Genomic DNA, 12,539 nt, shown 5'->3' on the forward strand with positions numbered 1-12,539 from the left:
GCCGGGAACCCCAGCTACGCGGCGCTCGCTGACCGCTGGGGTTCCCGCGCTGCGCGGGTCACCGCCAGCCTACGCCGTCTGTTCGCGCTGCGGTGCGGAGGCTTCCTCCGGCGGCTCCCTGGTTGGCGAGCCTTCGGCCGAGCAGCAACTGCCGGATGCGCCTCATGCCGGGCAGCTTGGCACCGGCGCCCGAATGCCCTTGCAGGAGGGCTCCTAGAGCAGCAGGAACGCGAGTGCCGCGACCAGCGTCGGCCCGGCCGCGCCGAGCAGCAGCCCCAGCGCGCCGATGCTCTGATCCTCGAAGCCATCGCGCAGCAGGGCCACGCCGGCGGGATTCGGCGCGTTCGCGATCACGGTGAGCCCACCGCCGGCGACCGCGCCCGCGACCAGCGCATAGCGCGCCGCGGGCGAGAGGCCCTCGATCAGCGAGCCGAGATAGGTGAGGGCGGCGTTGTCGGTCACGGCCGTCAGCCCCAGCGCGCCGAAGAAGAGGGTGGTGGCGTCCATCGAGGAGACCAGCGGCTGCAGCCACCACTGCTGCACTCCGCCGAGGACCACGAGGCCGGCCAGGAAGAAGGCCACCAGCAGCGCCTCGCGGATCAGCAGCGGCTCCTGGTAGCGCGCATAGGCCGTGGTGAAGCCGAGGAAGAACAGGAACAGGCCGAAGAACACCACCGGGTGGTGTGCCGTGACGACCACGCCGGCCAGGAAGGCGAGATGGACCAGCCGCACGCTCACCGGCACGTCGCCCCCTTGCGACGCAGCGTCCTGCGCTGGCGCCGCGCCGAGGTGCCGTCGCAGCAGCCAGCACGCGGCCGTCGCATTCACCAGCACGGCGAGCGCCGCCTTCCAGCCGAAGGTTCGGGCCATGAAGGCGGAATCCCAGTCCCAGGCCGAGGCGACCATCAGCACCGGCGGCGCGGCGTAGGAGGTCAGCGTGCCGCCGATCGACACGTTGACGAACAGCACGCCCAGCGCGAGGTACTTCCAGCGCTCCGGCACGGCGGCGCGGAACACGCCGGGCCGCAGCAGCAAGGCGGCGAGCGTCATCGCGGCCGGTTCGGTGACCAGCGATCCGAGCAGGGGCAGGATCGCAAGGCACAGCCACACGGTGGCCAGGCCGGTCTCCACCGGCAGCAGACGCGCGCCGCGCTGCACCGTGGCCTGCAGCGCCGCCATCACCGGATGCGACGCAGCGATGACCATGACCACGAACACGAACAGCGGCTCCGTGTACTGGCGCGACTCGACGTACGCGAAGGCATCGTTCCAGCCCGCGAGCGCGGCCATCGCGAGCACCAGCACGAGGGCCCAGAAGCCGAACACGACCTCCACTTCGCCGAGCAGGTGGAACAGCCCTTCGTGGCGCGGAAAGCGGTGCGCGAGGCGCTCGAACTGGTGCGCCGCGAAGGTGTGCACCAGGGCGGCCGCGAACAGGCAGGCGGCGACGGCGTCGATGGCAGTCAAGCTTGGGTGGCTCCAGGAAAAAGGGGCCCTTTCGGGCCCCGGATGGTAGCGCCGCTGGCGCCTACTTCTTGCCGCCGAACAGGTCCTGCATGTCCTTGTCCTGCTGCTCGCCGGTGGTGAGCGGCGGCGGCGCCAGCGGATCGCTGGCCGCCGCGCCGGGGGCCACGGCGCCCAGATCCGGCGGAGGGGCGAAAGGATCGGTGCCCGGCGCGTCGGTCGGCATCTCGATCTTCACCTTGTCCAGGTCGATGGTTTCCTGCTTGTCGCGCGAGACGATGCCGGGGAACGCGATGATCAGGCCGACCATCAGCACCTGGATCAGCACGAAGGGCACCGCGCCCCAGTAGATCTGCATGGTGGTGACCGGGGCGATCGGCTTGCGCGTGAGCTTGTCCATGTACTCCTTGTTCGGGGCCACGCTGCGCAGGTAGAACAGCGCGAAGCCGAACGGCGGGTGCATGAACGAAGTCTGCATGTTCACGGCCAGCAGCACGCCGAACCAGACCAGGTCGATGCCCAGCTTCTCGGCCACCGGGCCGATCAGCGGCACCACGATGAACGACAGCTCGAAGAAGTCGAGGAAGAAGGCCAGGAAGAAGATCAGCAGGTTCACCACGATCAGGAAGCCGACCTGGCCGCCGGGCAGGCCGGTGAGCAGGTGCTCGACCCAGCGCGGGCCGTCCACGCCCTGGAACACCAGGCTGAAGAAGGTGGAGCCGATCAGGATGAAGACGACGAAGGAAGCCAGCTTGGTCGTGGTGTTGAGGGCCTGCTTCAGGAGCGAGAAGGACAGGCGGCCACGGGCGACCGCCATGATGAAGGCGCCCAGCGCACCCATGGCGCCGCCTTCGGTCGGGGTGGCGATGCCCAGGAAGATGGTGCCCAGCACCAGGAAGATCAGCAGCAGCGGCGGGATCAGCACGAAGGTCACGCGTTCGGCCATGCGCGAGAGCAGGCCGATGCGCAGGATCTTGTTGATCACCGCGATCACGAAGGCGAGCAGCACGCCGGCGCACAGCGAGACCACGATGGTCTCGTCGGTCGGTGCCGTGGTCACGCGGCCGTCGGTCCACCAGCCGACCACGCGGGCCCAGTTCTCGCCCAGGTAGATCGCCACGCCGGCGGAGATCAGCGTCAGCACCAGCAGCGAAGGCAGGCCGGCATCGCCGTTGTCCTCCCGGATCGAGCGGGCCTCCAGCGGCAGCGCGGGCGCCCACTTGGGCTTGAACAGCGCGGCGCCGATCACGTACGAAGCGTAGATGCCGGTAAGCAGGAAGCCGGGGATGAAGGCGCCCTTGTACATGTCCCCCACGCTGCGACCGAGCTGGTCGGCCAGCACGATCAGCACCAGCGAGGGCGGGATGATCTGCGCCAGCGTGCCGGAGGCGGCGATGACGCCGGTGGCGAGCCGGCGGTCGTAGCCGTAGCGCAGCATGATGGGCAGCGAGATCAGGCCCATGGAGATCACCGAGGCGGCGACGACGCCGGTGGTCGCCGCCAGCAGTGCGCCCACGAAGATCACGGCCAGCGCCAGGCCGCCGCGCACCGGGCCGAACAGCTGGCCGATCGTGTCCAGCAGATCTTCGGCCATGCCGCTGCGCTCGAGGATCAGGCCCATGAGCGTGAAGAACGGGATGGCCAGCAGCGTGTCGTTCTGCATGATGCCGAAGATGCGCAGGGGCAGGGCCTGCATCAGCGACTCGGGCAGCACGCCCAACTCGATGCCCACCAGGCCGAAGAAGAGGCCGCAGGCCCCGAGGCTGAAGGCCACCGGGAATCCGAACAGCAGGAAGACGATCAGCCCCATGAACATGATCGGGGCCAGGTTCTGTGCGATGAACTGCGTCATTGTCGTTGTGCTCCTCGTTCGGGCCGCTTACAGGCGACCCTGGGCTTCGGCCTGGCGGCGCAGTTCCTCCGCCAGTTCCTCTTCGGCTGTCTTGGCGACCTTCTTCTCCGTCGGATCGGGGATCAGCCCGCGCAGGAAGGCGATGCGCTTGATGAATTCGGAGATCCCCTGCAGCAGCAGCAGCGCGAAGCCGGTAGGCATCAGGAGGTACACCGGCCAGCGGATCAGGCCGCCCGCATTGGACGAGACCTCACCGGAGCGGAAGCCCTGGAGGAAGAAGGGGATGCCGAACCACAGCACCGCGAGGCACATCGGCGTGAGGAAGAACGCGAATCCGATCACGTCGATCCAGATCTGCTGGCGCTTGGACAGCCGGCTGGACACCACGTCGATCTTCACGTGCTCGCCATGCAGCAGCGTGTAGCCGGACGCGAGCAGGAAGGCGCCGGCGAACAGGTACCACTGCACTTCGAGGTAGGCGTTGGAGCTGACGTTGAAGGCCTTGCGCACCATCGCGTTGACGGCGCTGATCAGCGTCGAGCCGAGGATCAGCCAGATCACCCACTTGCCGACCTGGGCGTTCAGCCAGTCGATCGCCCCCGAGAGTTTCAAGAGTCCGCGCATGCTGTCTCCGTCGTTGTTTCCGCAGGTCGAACCAACCCCGGATTGTCAGGTAGAGTCGTCGAGTAAGAAGGAAATTCTAGGAAGGCGGCTTCGGCCAACCTGACAGCTTCGTGACGCAAACGGATACAGACATCCGTGTTTGCACGGGCTGGACGGCCGGCGCACGCCAGCCCATACCCGACCCATGGACAGCGCCCTGGCCCTGATCGACACGCCCGACATGCGGCGTGCCGGCCGCGATCGCCTGTCGCTCGCCCTGATGGACGCGCGCAACCACACCCTGCAGCTGCTGGCACACTTCGAGCAGGCCCTCGGGCCCACGATGCGCCTGCGGCCGCTGCCCCAGGGCGCGCCGCCGCTGTGGATCGCGGGGCATGCGGCGTGGCTGGCCGAATACTGGATCGGGCGCAATCCGCAGCGCAACCTGGGGCCGCGCTGCCCGACGGATGGCGTGCGGCTGGCAAGCGTGGAGCCGCAGGCCGATGGCTGGTTCGATCCCGCGCTGGCGCCGCGCGCCGGGCGCTGGTCGCTGGAACTGCCCGGGCCCGAGGCCACCCGCGCCTACCTGCTCGATACGCTGGAGACCACGCTCGAACTCCTGGAGCACACGCCCGACCAGGACGAGGCGCTGTACTTCTTCCGCATGGCGCTGTTCCACGAGGACCTGTGCGGCGAGGAACTGGCGGTGCTGGCGCAGGCCGCGGGCGTGCCGCTCGGGCTGGCGCTCCCCGAAGGCGCGGTGACGCGGCCGCCGATCGCGCTGCCGGCGACGCGCTGGACGCTCGGCTGGTCCGACGCGAGCTTCACGCTCGACGTGGAGCAGGGGCACGAAGTCGTGCTGGTGCCCGAGTTCGAGATCGACGCGCAACCCGTCACCTGGGCGCAGTACGTGGAGTTCATCGCCGACGGCGGCTACGACCGGCAGGAGCTGTGGCTGCCCCCCGGCTGGGAGTGGCTGCAGCGGGAAGCGCAGGACGAGGGCCGCCGCGGCCCGCGCTACGTGGAGCAGATCGGCGTGGCCAGCGGTGCGGTGCTGCAGGCGCTGTTCGGCAAGGCGACCCGCATGGGCGGCAGCCAGGTCGCGATGCACGTGAGCTGGTGGGAAGCGGATGCGTATGCGCGCTGGGCCGGGCGCCGCCTGCCGACCGAGGCCGAATGGGAGATCGCGGTGCTGCAGGCGTCGCGGCGCGGCCTGCGCTGGGGCGAGGTGCGCGAATGGACGGCGGGAACGCTTCGGCCCTGGGCCGGCTTCACGCCCGCGCCTTGGTCGGCCACGGCGGAACTGGATGCGCCGCCGGTGTTCGGCATCGCGCGGGTGCAGCGCGGCGCGTCGTTCGCGTCGCGGGCGCGCATGAAGCATCCGCGCGCCAGGTGGTGGGCGTTGCCGGAGCGGGACGAGGGGTTCGTGGGCTTCCGGACCTGCGCGCTCTGAATCGAATTTCTCCCTCCCCCTCTGGGGGAGGGTTGGGGTGGGGGCACGCCCGAACGCTGGGGTTTGCGCGCTTCGCGGCTCACCGCCAGCCTACGACCCCGCGCGATCCACCACCCGCCTCTTCGGCGGCAGATCCCACCACGGCAACTGCGCCCTCAGGCTCAGCACCTCACCGCTGCGCCACGGCGCATAGCCTGGCAGCGCGCCCAGCTGGCGCTGCCACTCCGCGGTCTGCAGCAGGCGCCGCAGGCTCGCGATCGGCGGCTCCTCCAATGCATCCTTCAGGCACACCAGGTAGTAGCGCTCCTGCAGCAGCGGCACGAAGTCGAGCCCGCGCGCGCGGGCCGTCGCCTCGATGCCCAGCCCCGCATCGGCGCTGCCGGAGGCGATGGCCTGCGCCACCGCGGCGTGCGAGGGTTCCTCCCGCCCGAAGCCGCAAAGCTCCGATGGCGCCAGCTGGTCGCGCGCGAGCAGCTCCTCGCACAGCAGCCGCGTGCCGCTGCCCAGGGCGCGGTTGACGAAGCGAGCGCGCTGCCGTGCGACGTCGACCAGCGATGAGAGGTGCAGCGGATTGCCCGCCGCCACCATCAGCCCCTGGCTGCGCTCGGCAAACCCGATCAGCTTGTGCAGGCCGGTCTGCAGCAGCGGCTGGTAGCTGCGCTGCGTGACGCTGCCCAGCCCCGGCTGCTGCGAGCTGTGGAAGCCGGCCAGCGTGCAGCGCCCCGCGTTGAGCGCGGTGATGGCGTCGACGCTGCCGCCAAAGCGCACGTCCAGGTGCAGCCGCGCGTGCTCCACGGCGAACCCGCGCAGCAGCGACAGGCCGTCGTCATGGCTGGCGAACAGCGTCAGGACCTGCGCCGCGTCGTCGAAGGCCACGGCGAAGACCCGCTCCAGTTCCGCGTGCAGGGCCTCGATCTGCGGCGCGAGCCGCGCCTGCGCCTGCCGCTCGGCCCACAGCAGCTTCTGGCCGAAGGGCGCCAGCCGCGCCCGCTGGCCCTTCTCCCACACGATCAGCGGATGCGCGAGCTGCGCCTCCCAGCGCCGCAGCTCGCCCCACACGTGGCGGTACGAGAGGTCCAGCACGCGGGCCGCGCCGGAGATGGAGCCCTGTTCCTGCACTGCATGCAGCAGGTCCATCAGCGCATTGCGCACCCACGCGTCCTGCCGCCGCGCGGCGAAGTCGTAGCGCAGTTGCACCTTGTCCATGCCGCGAGTATGTACGAGCGTCCTATGCACGCGCCTTCATAGCTCGCAAGACCGAAGCGCGGCGGCGCCATCGTGGCCTTACGATCCCCGCCCATGAACACATTCCAGGAGAGCCTCGCGCGGGCCCTCCAGCTCGTCGCGGGGGGCGACGCGGCGCTGTTCGCGATCGTCACACGCTCCCTGGCCGTCAGCGGCCTCGCCTGCCTGCTCGCCTGCGTCTTCGGGCTGGTGCTGGGTGGCTGGCTCGCGGTGTCGCGCTTTCCGGCCCGCGCTGCGGTCGTCACCGTCCTCAACACCTTCCTCGCGGTTCCTTCAGTCGTCGTCGGGCTCGTGGTCTACCTGCTGCTTTCGCGCAGCGGCCCGTTCGGCTTCCTCGGCTGGCTGTTCTCATTCAAGGCCATGGTGCTGGCGCAGGTGCTGCTGGTGCTGCCGGTGTGCGTGGCGCTGACGCGCCAGGTGGTGGAGGATGCCGAGCGCGCCAACGGCGAGCAGTTGCAGTCGCTCGGCGCCGGCGTCGGCTTGCGCAGCCTGCTGCTCGCCTTCGACGAACGCTATGCGCTGCTCACGGTGCTGCTCGCCTGCTTCGGCCGCGCGATCTCCGAAGTGGGCGCGGTGATGATCGTCGGCGGCAACATCGAGGGCTTCACCCGCGTGATGACCACCGCGATCGCACTGGAGACGAGCAAGGGCGACCTGCCGCTGGCGCTCGCCCTGGGCCTGATCCTGCTCGCGGTGGTGCTGGGTCTGAACGCCGCGATCGCGCTCGTCACCCGCTGGCGCGGCGCCCACGCCGAAGGCGTGGTGCTGGCAGGGGCGTCCTGATGTCGGCGTGGATACAGCTCAAGGCCGTCGACCTGAACTACGGCGCCGTGCAGGCCCTGCGCGGCGTCGACCTGCGCATCGCGCCGGGCGAGCGGGTGGCCCTGATCGGTGCCAACGGCTGCGGCAAGAGCACGCTGCTGCGCGTGCTGGAAGGCATCCTGCGCCCATCGGCAGGCTCCATCGTGCGCGACGTGCGCCTGCGCCAGGCCATGGTGTTCCAGCGTCCGTTCGCGCTGCGTGCCTCGGTGCTGTTCAACGTGGCGCTGGCGAGCTGGCTGCGCGGCACGCGCTGGCGCGAGGCCCGCGAGAAGGCCCGCCTCGCGCTGGGACGCGTCGGGCTCGGCGGGCTGGCCTTGCGCAACGCGCGCACGCTCTCGGGCGGGCAACTGCAGCGCCTGGTGTTCGCGCGTGCCTGGAGCCTCAGGCCCGACGTGCTGCTGCTCGACGAGCCCACCGCCAGCCTCGACCCGCATGCCAAGCGCGAGGTCGAGGCGCTGATGGCGGACTTCGCGGCCTCGGGCATGACGCTCGTCTTCGCCAGCCACAACCTGGGCCAGGTCAAGCGGCTCGCGACCCGCGTGGTGTACATGGAGCAGGGCCGCGTGCTGGCGGACCTGCCGGTGCACACCTTCTTCAACGGCCCGCTGGGACAGACCTCGCGCGAAGCGGAACTGTTCGTCAAGGGAGAACTGGGATGACGTTCGGCTCCGCCCGCGGCTGGCTGCTCGATGCGGCGCGGCGCATCGACGACGCACTGGGCTCCTCGCGCGTGCAGCGGCTGGTGCTGCCGCCGCTGCTGGACCGTCCCGGCAAGGAGGGCGAGTTCTGCGCCTTGCAGCTGGACGACGGCAGCGTGGGGCTGTCCTTCACGCTGCTGGATGGGACGCTGCGCACATTGCACGCGCGCAGCGCGCTGGCGGCCGGCATGCCCGCGGCGGAGCTGGTCGCGGGCTACGCCAGCGACGATGGCGCCGCCCGCGCCCTCGGGCTGGCCGCGATCAACGCATTGACGCGGCGCCTCTGCCGCCTCGCCGGCTTCGAAGCGGGCGACTCCGTCGATTCCTTCGGCTCGCTGGCGCTGGCGGCCGGCGACCGCCTGGGCATGGTGGGCCACTTCTCGCCCCTGATCCGCCAGGCGCGGGCGCTCGGGATCCCGGTGGTCGTCGTGGAACTCAAACCGGAGCTCGTGCGCGAAGAGCCGGGGCTCGTCGTGACGCTCGATCCGGGCCGGCTGGCCGGCTGCAACAAGATCGTGTCGACCAGCACGGTGCTGCTGAACGACACCTTCGAAGAGGTGGCTGGCGCGTGGCGCCATGCCGAGGCGGTGGCGATCGTCGGCCCTTCGGCCGGCTGCCCGCCGGACGCGCTGTTCGCTGCCGGCGTGAGCGCAGTGGGCACCGCCTGGGTGACGGATGCCGACGCTTTCCTCGCGCGGGTCGCTGCGGGGGAGAAATGGGGCGATGCCGCGCGCAAGGTCACGATCACGGCGCAGGCCTATCCCGGCCTGGAGCGCCTGCTGGCCGCCGCGCTCTCATCGCGCCGCGCGGGCGAGGTCGACTCTCAGAATTCGTAGCCGTAGCCGCGCAGCGTGGCGCGGGCCGCATCGCTCTTCAGGTAGGCCAGGAAAGCGGCCGCAGCGGGATTGGAACGCCCGCGCGTGAGCACGAGAGCATCCTGCTTCAGCGGGTCGTGCAGCCTGGCGGGAACGAGCCACGTCGAGCCCTTGGGGATCCTGCCTTCGGCCATCACCTGCGCCAGCGCCACGAAAGCCAGCGGCGCGGCACCCGTCGCCGCGAACTGGTAGGCCTGCCCGATGTTCTCGCCCTGCACGAGGTGCGGCTGCCAGGCGGCGAGCACCCCCAGCTTCTGCAGGGCCTGGACCGCCGCGGCGCCATAGGGCGCCAGCTTGGCGTCGGCGATGGCCAGCTTGCCCGCGGGCGGCCGCAGCAGCACTTGCCCCTGGGGGTCGACCCGCGCGGCGTCCGCGCTCCACAGCACCAGGCGTCCCGTGGCGTAGGTGAAGCGTGTGCCGCCGACTCCGAAACCTTCGCGCTCCAGGCGCGCCGGTGTCTCGTCGTCGGCCGCGAGCAGGACTTCGAAGGGCGCGCCCGAGCGCACCTGCGCGTAGAACTTGCCGGTGGAACCGAGCACCACCACGGCTTCGTGCCCGCTCGCGCGCGCGAAATCGGCTGCGATCTTCTGCATGGGCGCGGCCATGTTCGCGGCAACGGCGACCTGCACCTGCGCGGCGCCGGCCGCCGTGGCCGACGCTGTCAGGATCGCCGCGGCTGCCTGGAAAAGCAGATTCATGCTGCCAGCCTAGCAGCAAGCCGTTCGCCCTGCGGATGCGCGTGCATGGCGCCCGCGCCAGCGCGTATGCAGGTGCATTCATAGGTGATTGGCCCCGTCCGCGCACCCTGTCCCGCGGGCTAGCATGCGCTCCATGAACACCATCCCGGTTTCCCGCCGTGCCTTCGCGGTCGTGCTTCTGTCCTTCACCTGCGGGTTCGCGCATGCCCAGTCCACCATGGTGATGGCGTCGACCACGTCGACCGAGCAGTCCGGCCTGTTCAAGCACCTGCTGCCGGAGTTCAGCAAGGCGACCGGCATCACCGTGAAGGTGGTGGCCGTGGGCACGGGGCAGGCGATCGACATGGCCAGGCGCGGCGACGCCGACGTGCTGTTCGTGCACGACCGCGCGGCCGAGGAGAAGTACGTGGCCGAGGGCTTCGCGCCGCGCCGCTACCCGGTCATGTACAACGACTTCGTCCTGGTCGGCCCGAAGACCGATCCCGCGGGCGTGAGGGGCAAGGACATCGCGCAGGCGCTGAAGAAGGTCGCCGCGGCCAACGCGCCCTTCGTTTCGCGCGGCGACAAGAGCGGCACCGACGCGGCCGAGAAACGCTACTGGGCGCAGGCGGGCCTCACGAACCGCGGCAGCGGCTACAAGGAGTGCGGCTGCGGCATGGGGCCGGCGCTGAACATCGGCGCTTCCAGCAACGCCTACGTGCTGGCCGACCGCGGCACCTGGCTCAGTTTCGGGAACCGCGGCGACCTCGCGGTCCTGGTCGAGGGTGACAAGCGACTGTTCAACCAGTACGGCGTGATGACCGTGAGCCCGCAGAAATTCCCGCACGTGAAGGCGGCGCAAGCGCAGAAATTCATCGACTGGGTGACCTCGCCGGCCGGGCAGCAGGTGATCGCGAGCTACCGCATCAACGGCGAGCAGCTGTTCTTCCCGAATTCAGGCACGGACAATTAGCGCAGCCTAATCCAGCGGCGCCTTCTGCCCGCCCTTGTACGTGAACAAGGTGGTCGCCGGGTTCTTCAGCTCCCCGTTCGGCTCGAACTGGATGTGCGCCGTCACGCCCTGGTAGTCGGTGCTGGCGATCATCGGGGTGTAGACCTTGGGGTCGGTGGAATTGGCGCGCTTCATCGCGTCGACCAGCACGAAGGTCGCGTCGTAGGTGTAAGGGCTGTAGACCTGGAACTGGCCGGGGAAGCGCTGGTCGTACTTCTGCTTCCAGGCCTTGCCGCCCGGCATGCGCTCGATCGACGCGCCGCCGGTGGCGCAGACCAGGTTGTCCAGCGTCTTCGCATTGCCCGAGAGCTTCGCGATCTCGCTGGTGCAGATGCCGTCGCCGCCTAGGAAGCGCACCTTGTCGAGGCCCAGTTGCTCCATCTGCCGCAGCATCGGGCCGGCCTGCGGATCGAGCCCGCCGTAGAAGATCGCGTCCGGGTTCTTCGATTTGATCGAGGTGAGGATCGCGCTGAAGTCGGTCGCCTTGTCGTTGGTGAACTGCCGGTCCACCACCTGCATGCCGCGCGCTTCGGCCGTCTTGCGGAACACCTCCGCCACGCCCTGCCCGTAGGCCGTGCGGTCGTCGACGATGGCCACCTTCTTCAGCTTGAGGGTGTCGGCCGCATAGCCGGCCACCGCGGCGCCGAGCGCGTTGTCGTTGGCGATCAGGCGGAAGGTGGTCTTGTAGCCGGGCTGCGTCAGCGCGGGGTTCGAAGCCGAGGCCGTGATGTGCGGGATGCCGCAATCGTTGTAGACGCGGGAGGCCGGGATGCTGGTGCCCGAGTTCAGGTGGCCGACCACGCCCGCGACCTTCTCGTCGCACAGCTTCTGCGCGGCGGCCGTGCCCTGGCGCGGATCGCCCGCATCGTCTTCGGCGACCAGCGCGAAGCGCACCGGCTTGCCGCCGATGCTGAGCCCCTGCGCATTGAGTTCGTCGATCGCCATGCGCACGCCGTTCTCGTTGTCCTTGCCGTAGTGCGCCTGCGGGCCGGAGAGCGGCCCGACGTGGCCGATGCGCACGACCTGGGCGGCGCCGCCCGGGACGGCACCAGCGGTGGCGGACGCTGCGGGGCTGGCCGGCGCCGCGGCGGAGGGCGCTGGTTCCGCTTCCTTGCGCCCGCAGCCGGCCAGCGCCAGGCCGAGGGCGCACGTGAGGGTCAGGGGGCGCAGCATCGTCATGCCTTTCCTTGGTGGCCAGTCCATTTTACGAACCGGGCACGCGGTCGACGGCACGCGCGCCAGCCGCGCTGGACCGGGACGAAACAAAACGAAAAGAAACGAGACCGCCCGGCGATGACCGGCGTGCGCGCGGCAGGCATCGTGCAGGTCCCTGTCCCCATCGCTGCAAAGGAGCAAGCATGAAACCCTGGATCCGCCGGAGCCTCGCCGGCCTGTTCGCCGTCCTCACCCTCGGTGCGCTGGCCGGCTGCGGCCACCACCGCGATCACGCCGCCTGGGGCGCCAGCGCGGAGGACCAGGCGCGGCACCGCGCCCACGTGGTGGACCGCGTCGCCGCGCGCCTCGAACTGGACGAGGCGCAGAAGGACAAGCTTGCGGTGCTGGTGGAAAAGCTGCAGGCGCAGCGCACCGCCCTGGCCGGCCAGCCCGACCCGCGCGCGCAGTTCCAGGCCCTGGTCGCCGGCGACAAGTTCGACCGCGCCGGTGCCCAGGCGCTGCTGCAGAAGGCGGCGAGCGCACTCGAGACGCGCAGCCCGGAAGTGATCGCCGCCCTGGGCGACTTCTACGACAGCCTCGACGCGCGCCAGCAGGCGCGGGTGCGCGAATTCCTGCAGCACCGGCGCGGCTGGTGGCGCCGGGGCTGAGGCCCGCGCACAATG

12 protein-coding genes are annotated in these 12,539 nt (G+C 70.3%); 6 read left to right on the plus strand and 6 right to left on the minus strand.

From position 1 onward, the window contains the following. Positions 1–213: 213 nt before the first annotated feature. The 3 genes from JI746_RS11405 to JI746_RS11415 form a co-directional block, all read right to left on the minus strand. Complete coding sequence (locus JI746_RS11405; protein ID WP_201689575.1) at positions 214–1,467, minus strand: putative Na+/H+ antiporter; 1,254 nt, start codon at positions 1,465–1,467, stop codon at positions 214–216. Positions 1,468–1,528: 61 nt separating this feature from the next. Next, entirely contained in the window at positions 1,529–3,316 is a 1,788-nt protein-coding gene (locus tag JI746_RS11410; RefSeq protein WP_201689576.1) for a TRAP transporter large permease, read from the minus strand. 27 nt (positions 3,317–3,343) lie between these two features. After that, a complete protein-coding gene (locus JI746_RS11415; protein WP_201689577.1) occupies positions 3,344–3,940 on the minus strand; it encodes a TRAP transporter small permease subunit in 597 nt (198 codons plus the stop codon). A 184-nt stretch (positions 3,941–4,124) separates the two neighbouring features. Between JI746_RS11415 and JI746_RS11420 the strand changes: the two genes are divergently transcribed. Continuing rightward, on the plus strand, positions 4,125–5,372 hold the full coding sequence (locus tag JI746_RS11420) for an SUMF1/EgtB/PvdO family nonheme iron enzyme (RefSeq protein WP_236599772.1): 1,248 nt from the start codon (positions 4,125–4,127) through the stop codon (positions 5,370–5,372). Positions 5,373–5,462: 90 nt separating this feature from the next. Here the strand turns inward: JI746_RS11420 and JI746_RS11425 are convergent, their stop codons facing one another. Next, on the minus strand, positions 5,463–6,578 hold the full coding sequence (locus JI746_RS11425; RefSeq protein WP_201689578.1) for a substrate-binding domain-containing protein: 1,116 nt from the start codon (positions 6,576–6,578) through the stop codon (positions 5,463–5,465). Between the two features lie 93 nt (positions 6,579–6,671). Here JI746_RS11425 and JI746_RS11430 point away from each other — a divergent pair, with 93 nt between their 5' ends. From JI746_RS11430 to JI746_RS11440, 3 genes are read left to right on the plus strand one after another with little or no spacing between them, the layout of a single operon-like run. Continuing rightward, the gene (locus JI746_RS11430; RefSeq protein WP_201689579.1) at positions 6,672–7,400 is read left to right on the plus strand and encodes an ABC transporter permease; all 729 of its coding nucleotides are present in this window, start codon (positions 6,672–6,674) and stop codon (positions 7,398–7,400) included. After that, complete coding sequence (locus tag JI746_RS11435) at positions 7,400–8,098, plus strand: ABC transporter ATP-binding protein (protein WP_201689581.1); 699 nt, start codon at positions 7,400–7,402, stop codon at positions 8,096–8,098. Before JI746_RS11430 ends, JI746_RS11435 begins: the two co-directional genes overlap by 1 nt. Beyond that, on the plus strand, positions 8,095–8,973 hold the full coding sequence (locus JI746_RS11440; protein ID WP_201689583.1) for a Rossmann-like domain-containing protein: 879 nt from the start codon (positions 8,095–8,097) through the stop codon (positions 8,971–8,973). The genes JI746_RS11435 and JI746_RS11440 overlap by 4 nt, the downstream gene beginning before the upstream one ends. Here JI746_RS11440 and modA read toward each other — a convergent pair. Next, positions 8,961–9,710 (minus strand): molybdate ABC transporter substrate-binding protein, encoded by a 750-nt coding sequence (gene modA, locus JI746_RS11445; RefSeq protein WP_201689584.1) that lies wholly within the window; start codon positions 9,708–9,710, stop codon positions 8,961–8,963. The two genes, JI746_RS11440 and modA, sit on opposite strands and share 13 nt — an antisense overlap. Before the next feature lie 133 nt (positions 9,711–9,843). Here modA and JI746_RS11450 point away from each other — a divergent pair, with 133 nt between their 5' ends. Beyond that, a complete protein-coding gene (locus tag JI746_RS11450; protein WP_236599773.1) occupies positions 9,844–10,662 on the plus strand; it encodes a substrate-binding domain-containing protein in 819 nt (272 codons plus the stop codon). A gap of 6 nt (positions 10,663–10,668) precedes the next feature. Here JI746_RS11450 and JI746_RS11455 read toward each other — a convergent pair whose 3' ends face one another. Beyond that, complete coding sequence (locus tag JI746_RS11455; RefSeq protein ID WP_236599774.1) at positions 10,669–11,880, minus strand: branched-chain amino acid ABC transporter substrate-binding protein; 1,212 nt, start codon at positions 11,878–11,880, stop codon at positions 10,669–10,671. Positions 11,881–12,059: 179 nt separating this feature from the next. On the opposite strand from JI746_RS11455, the gene JI746_RS11460 reads away from it, so the two are divergent. Next, positions 12,060–12,524 (plus strand): Spy/CpxP family protein refolding chaperone, encoded by a 465-nt coding sequence (locus JI746_RS11460; protein ID WP_201689591.1) that lies wholly within the window; start codon positions 12,060–12,062, stop codon positions 12,522–12,524. Positions 12,525–12,539: the final 15 nt, after the last annotated feature.

The sequence above is a fragment of the Ramlibacter alkalitolerans genome (assembly GCF_016722765.1).
Taxonomy (GTDB): Bacteria; Pseudomonadota; Gammaproteobacteria; order Burkholderiales; family Burkholderiaceae_C; genus Ramlibacter; species Ramlibacter alkalitolerans.

What these genes read in the sequence shown, in the direction of transcription:
- JI746_RS11455 (WP_236599774.1), bottom strand. Translation starts at nt 11,880, where the DNA reads ATGACGATGCTGCGCCCCCTGACCCTCACGTGCGCCCTCGGCCTGGCG.
- JI746_RS11415 (WP_201689577.1), bottom strand. Translation starts at nt 3,940, where the DNA reads ATGCGCGGACTCTTGAAACTCTCGGGGGCGATCGACTGGCTGAACGCC.
- JI746_RS11410 (WP_201689576.1), bottom strand. Translation starts at nt 3,316, where the DNA reads ATGACGCAGTTCATCGCACAGAACCTGGCCCCGATCATGTTCATGGGG.
- JI746_RS11440 (WP_201689583.1), top strand. Translation starts at nt 8,095, where the DNA reads ATGACGTTCGGCTCCGCCCGCGGCTGGCTGCTCGATGCGGCGCGGCGC.
- JI746_RS11425 (WP_201689578.1), bottom strand. Translation starts at nt 6,578, where the DNA reads ATGGACAAGGTGCAACTGCGCTACGACTTCGCCGCGCGGCGGCAGGAC.
- JI746_RS11420 (WP_236599772.1), top strand. Translation starts at nt 4,125, where the DNA reads ATGGACAGCGCCCTGGCCCTGATCGACACGCCCGACATGCGGCGTGCC.
- JI746_RS11430 (WP_201689579.1), top strand. Translation starts at nt 6,672, where the DNA reads ATGAACACATTCCAGGAGAGCCTCGCGCGGGCCCTCCAGCTCGTCGCG.
- JI746_RS11450 (WP_236599773.1), top strand. Translation starts at nt 9,844, where the DNA reads ATGAACACCATCCCGGTTTCCCGCCGTGCCTTCGCGGTCGTGCTTCTG.
- JI746_RS11460 (WP_201689591.1), top strand. Translation starts at nt 12,060, where the DNA reads ATGAAACCCTGGATCCGCCGGAGCCTCGCCGGCCTGTTCGCCGTCCTC.
- JI746_RS11435 (WP_201689581.1), top strand. Translation starts at nt 7,400, where the DNA reads ATGTCGGCGTGGATACAGCTCAAGGCCGTCGACCTGAACTACGGCGCC.
- modA (WP_201689584.1), bottom strand. Translation starts at nt 9,710, where the DNA reads ATGAATCTGCTTTTCCAGGCAGCCGCGGCGATCCTGACAGCGTCGGCC.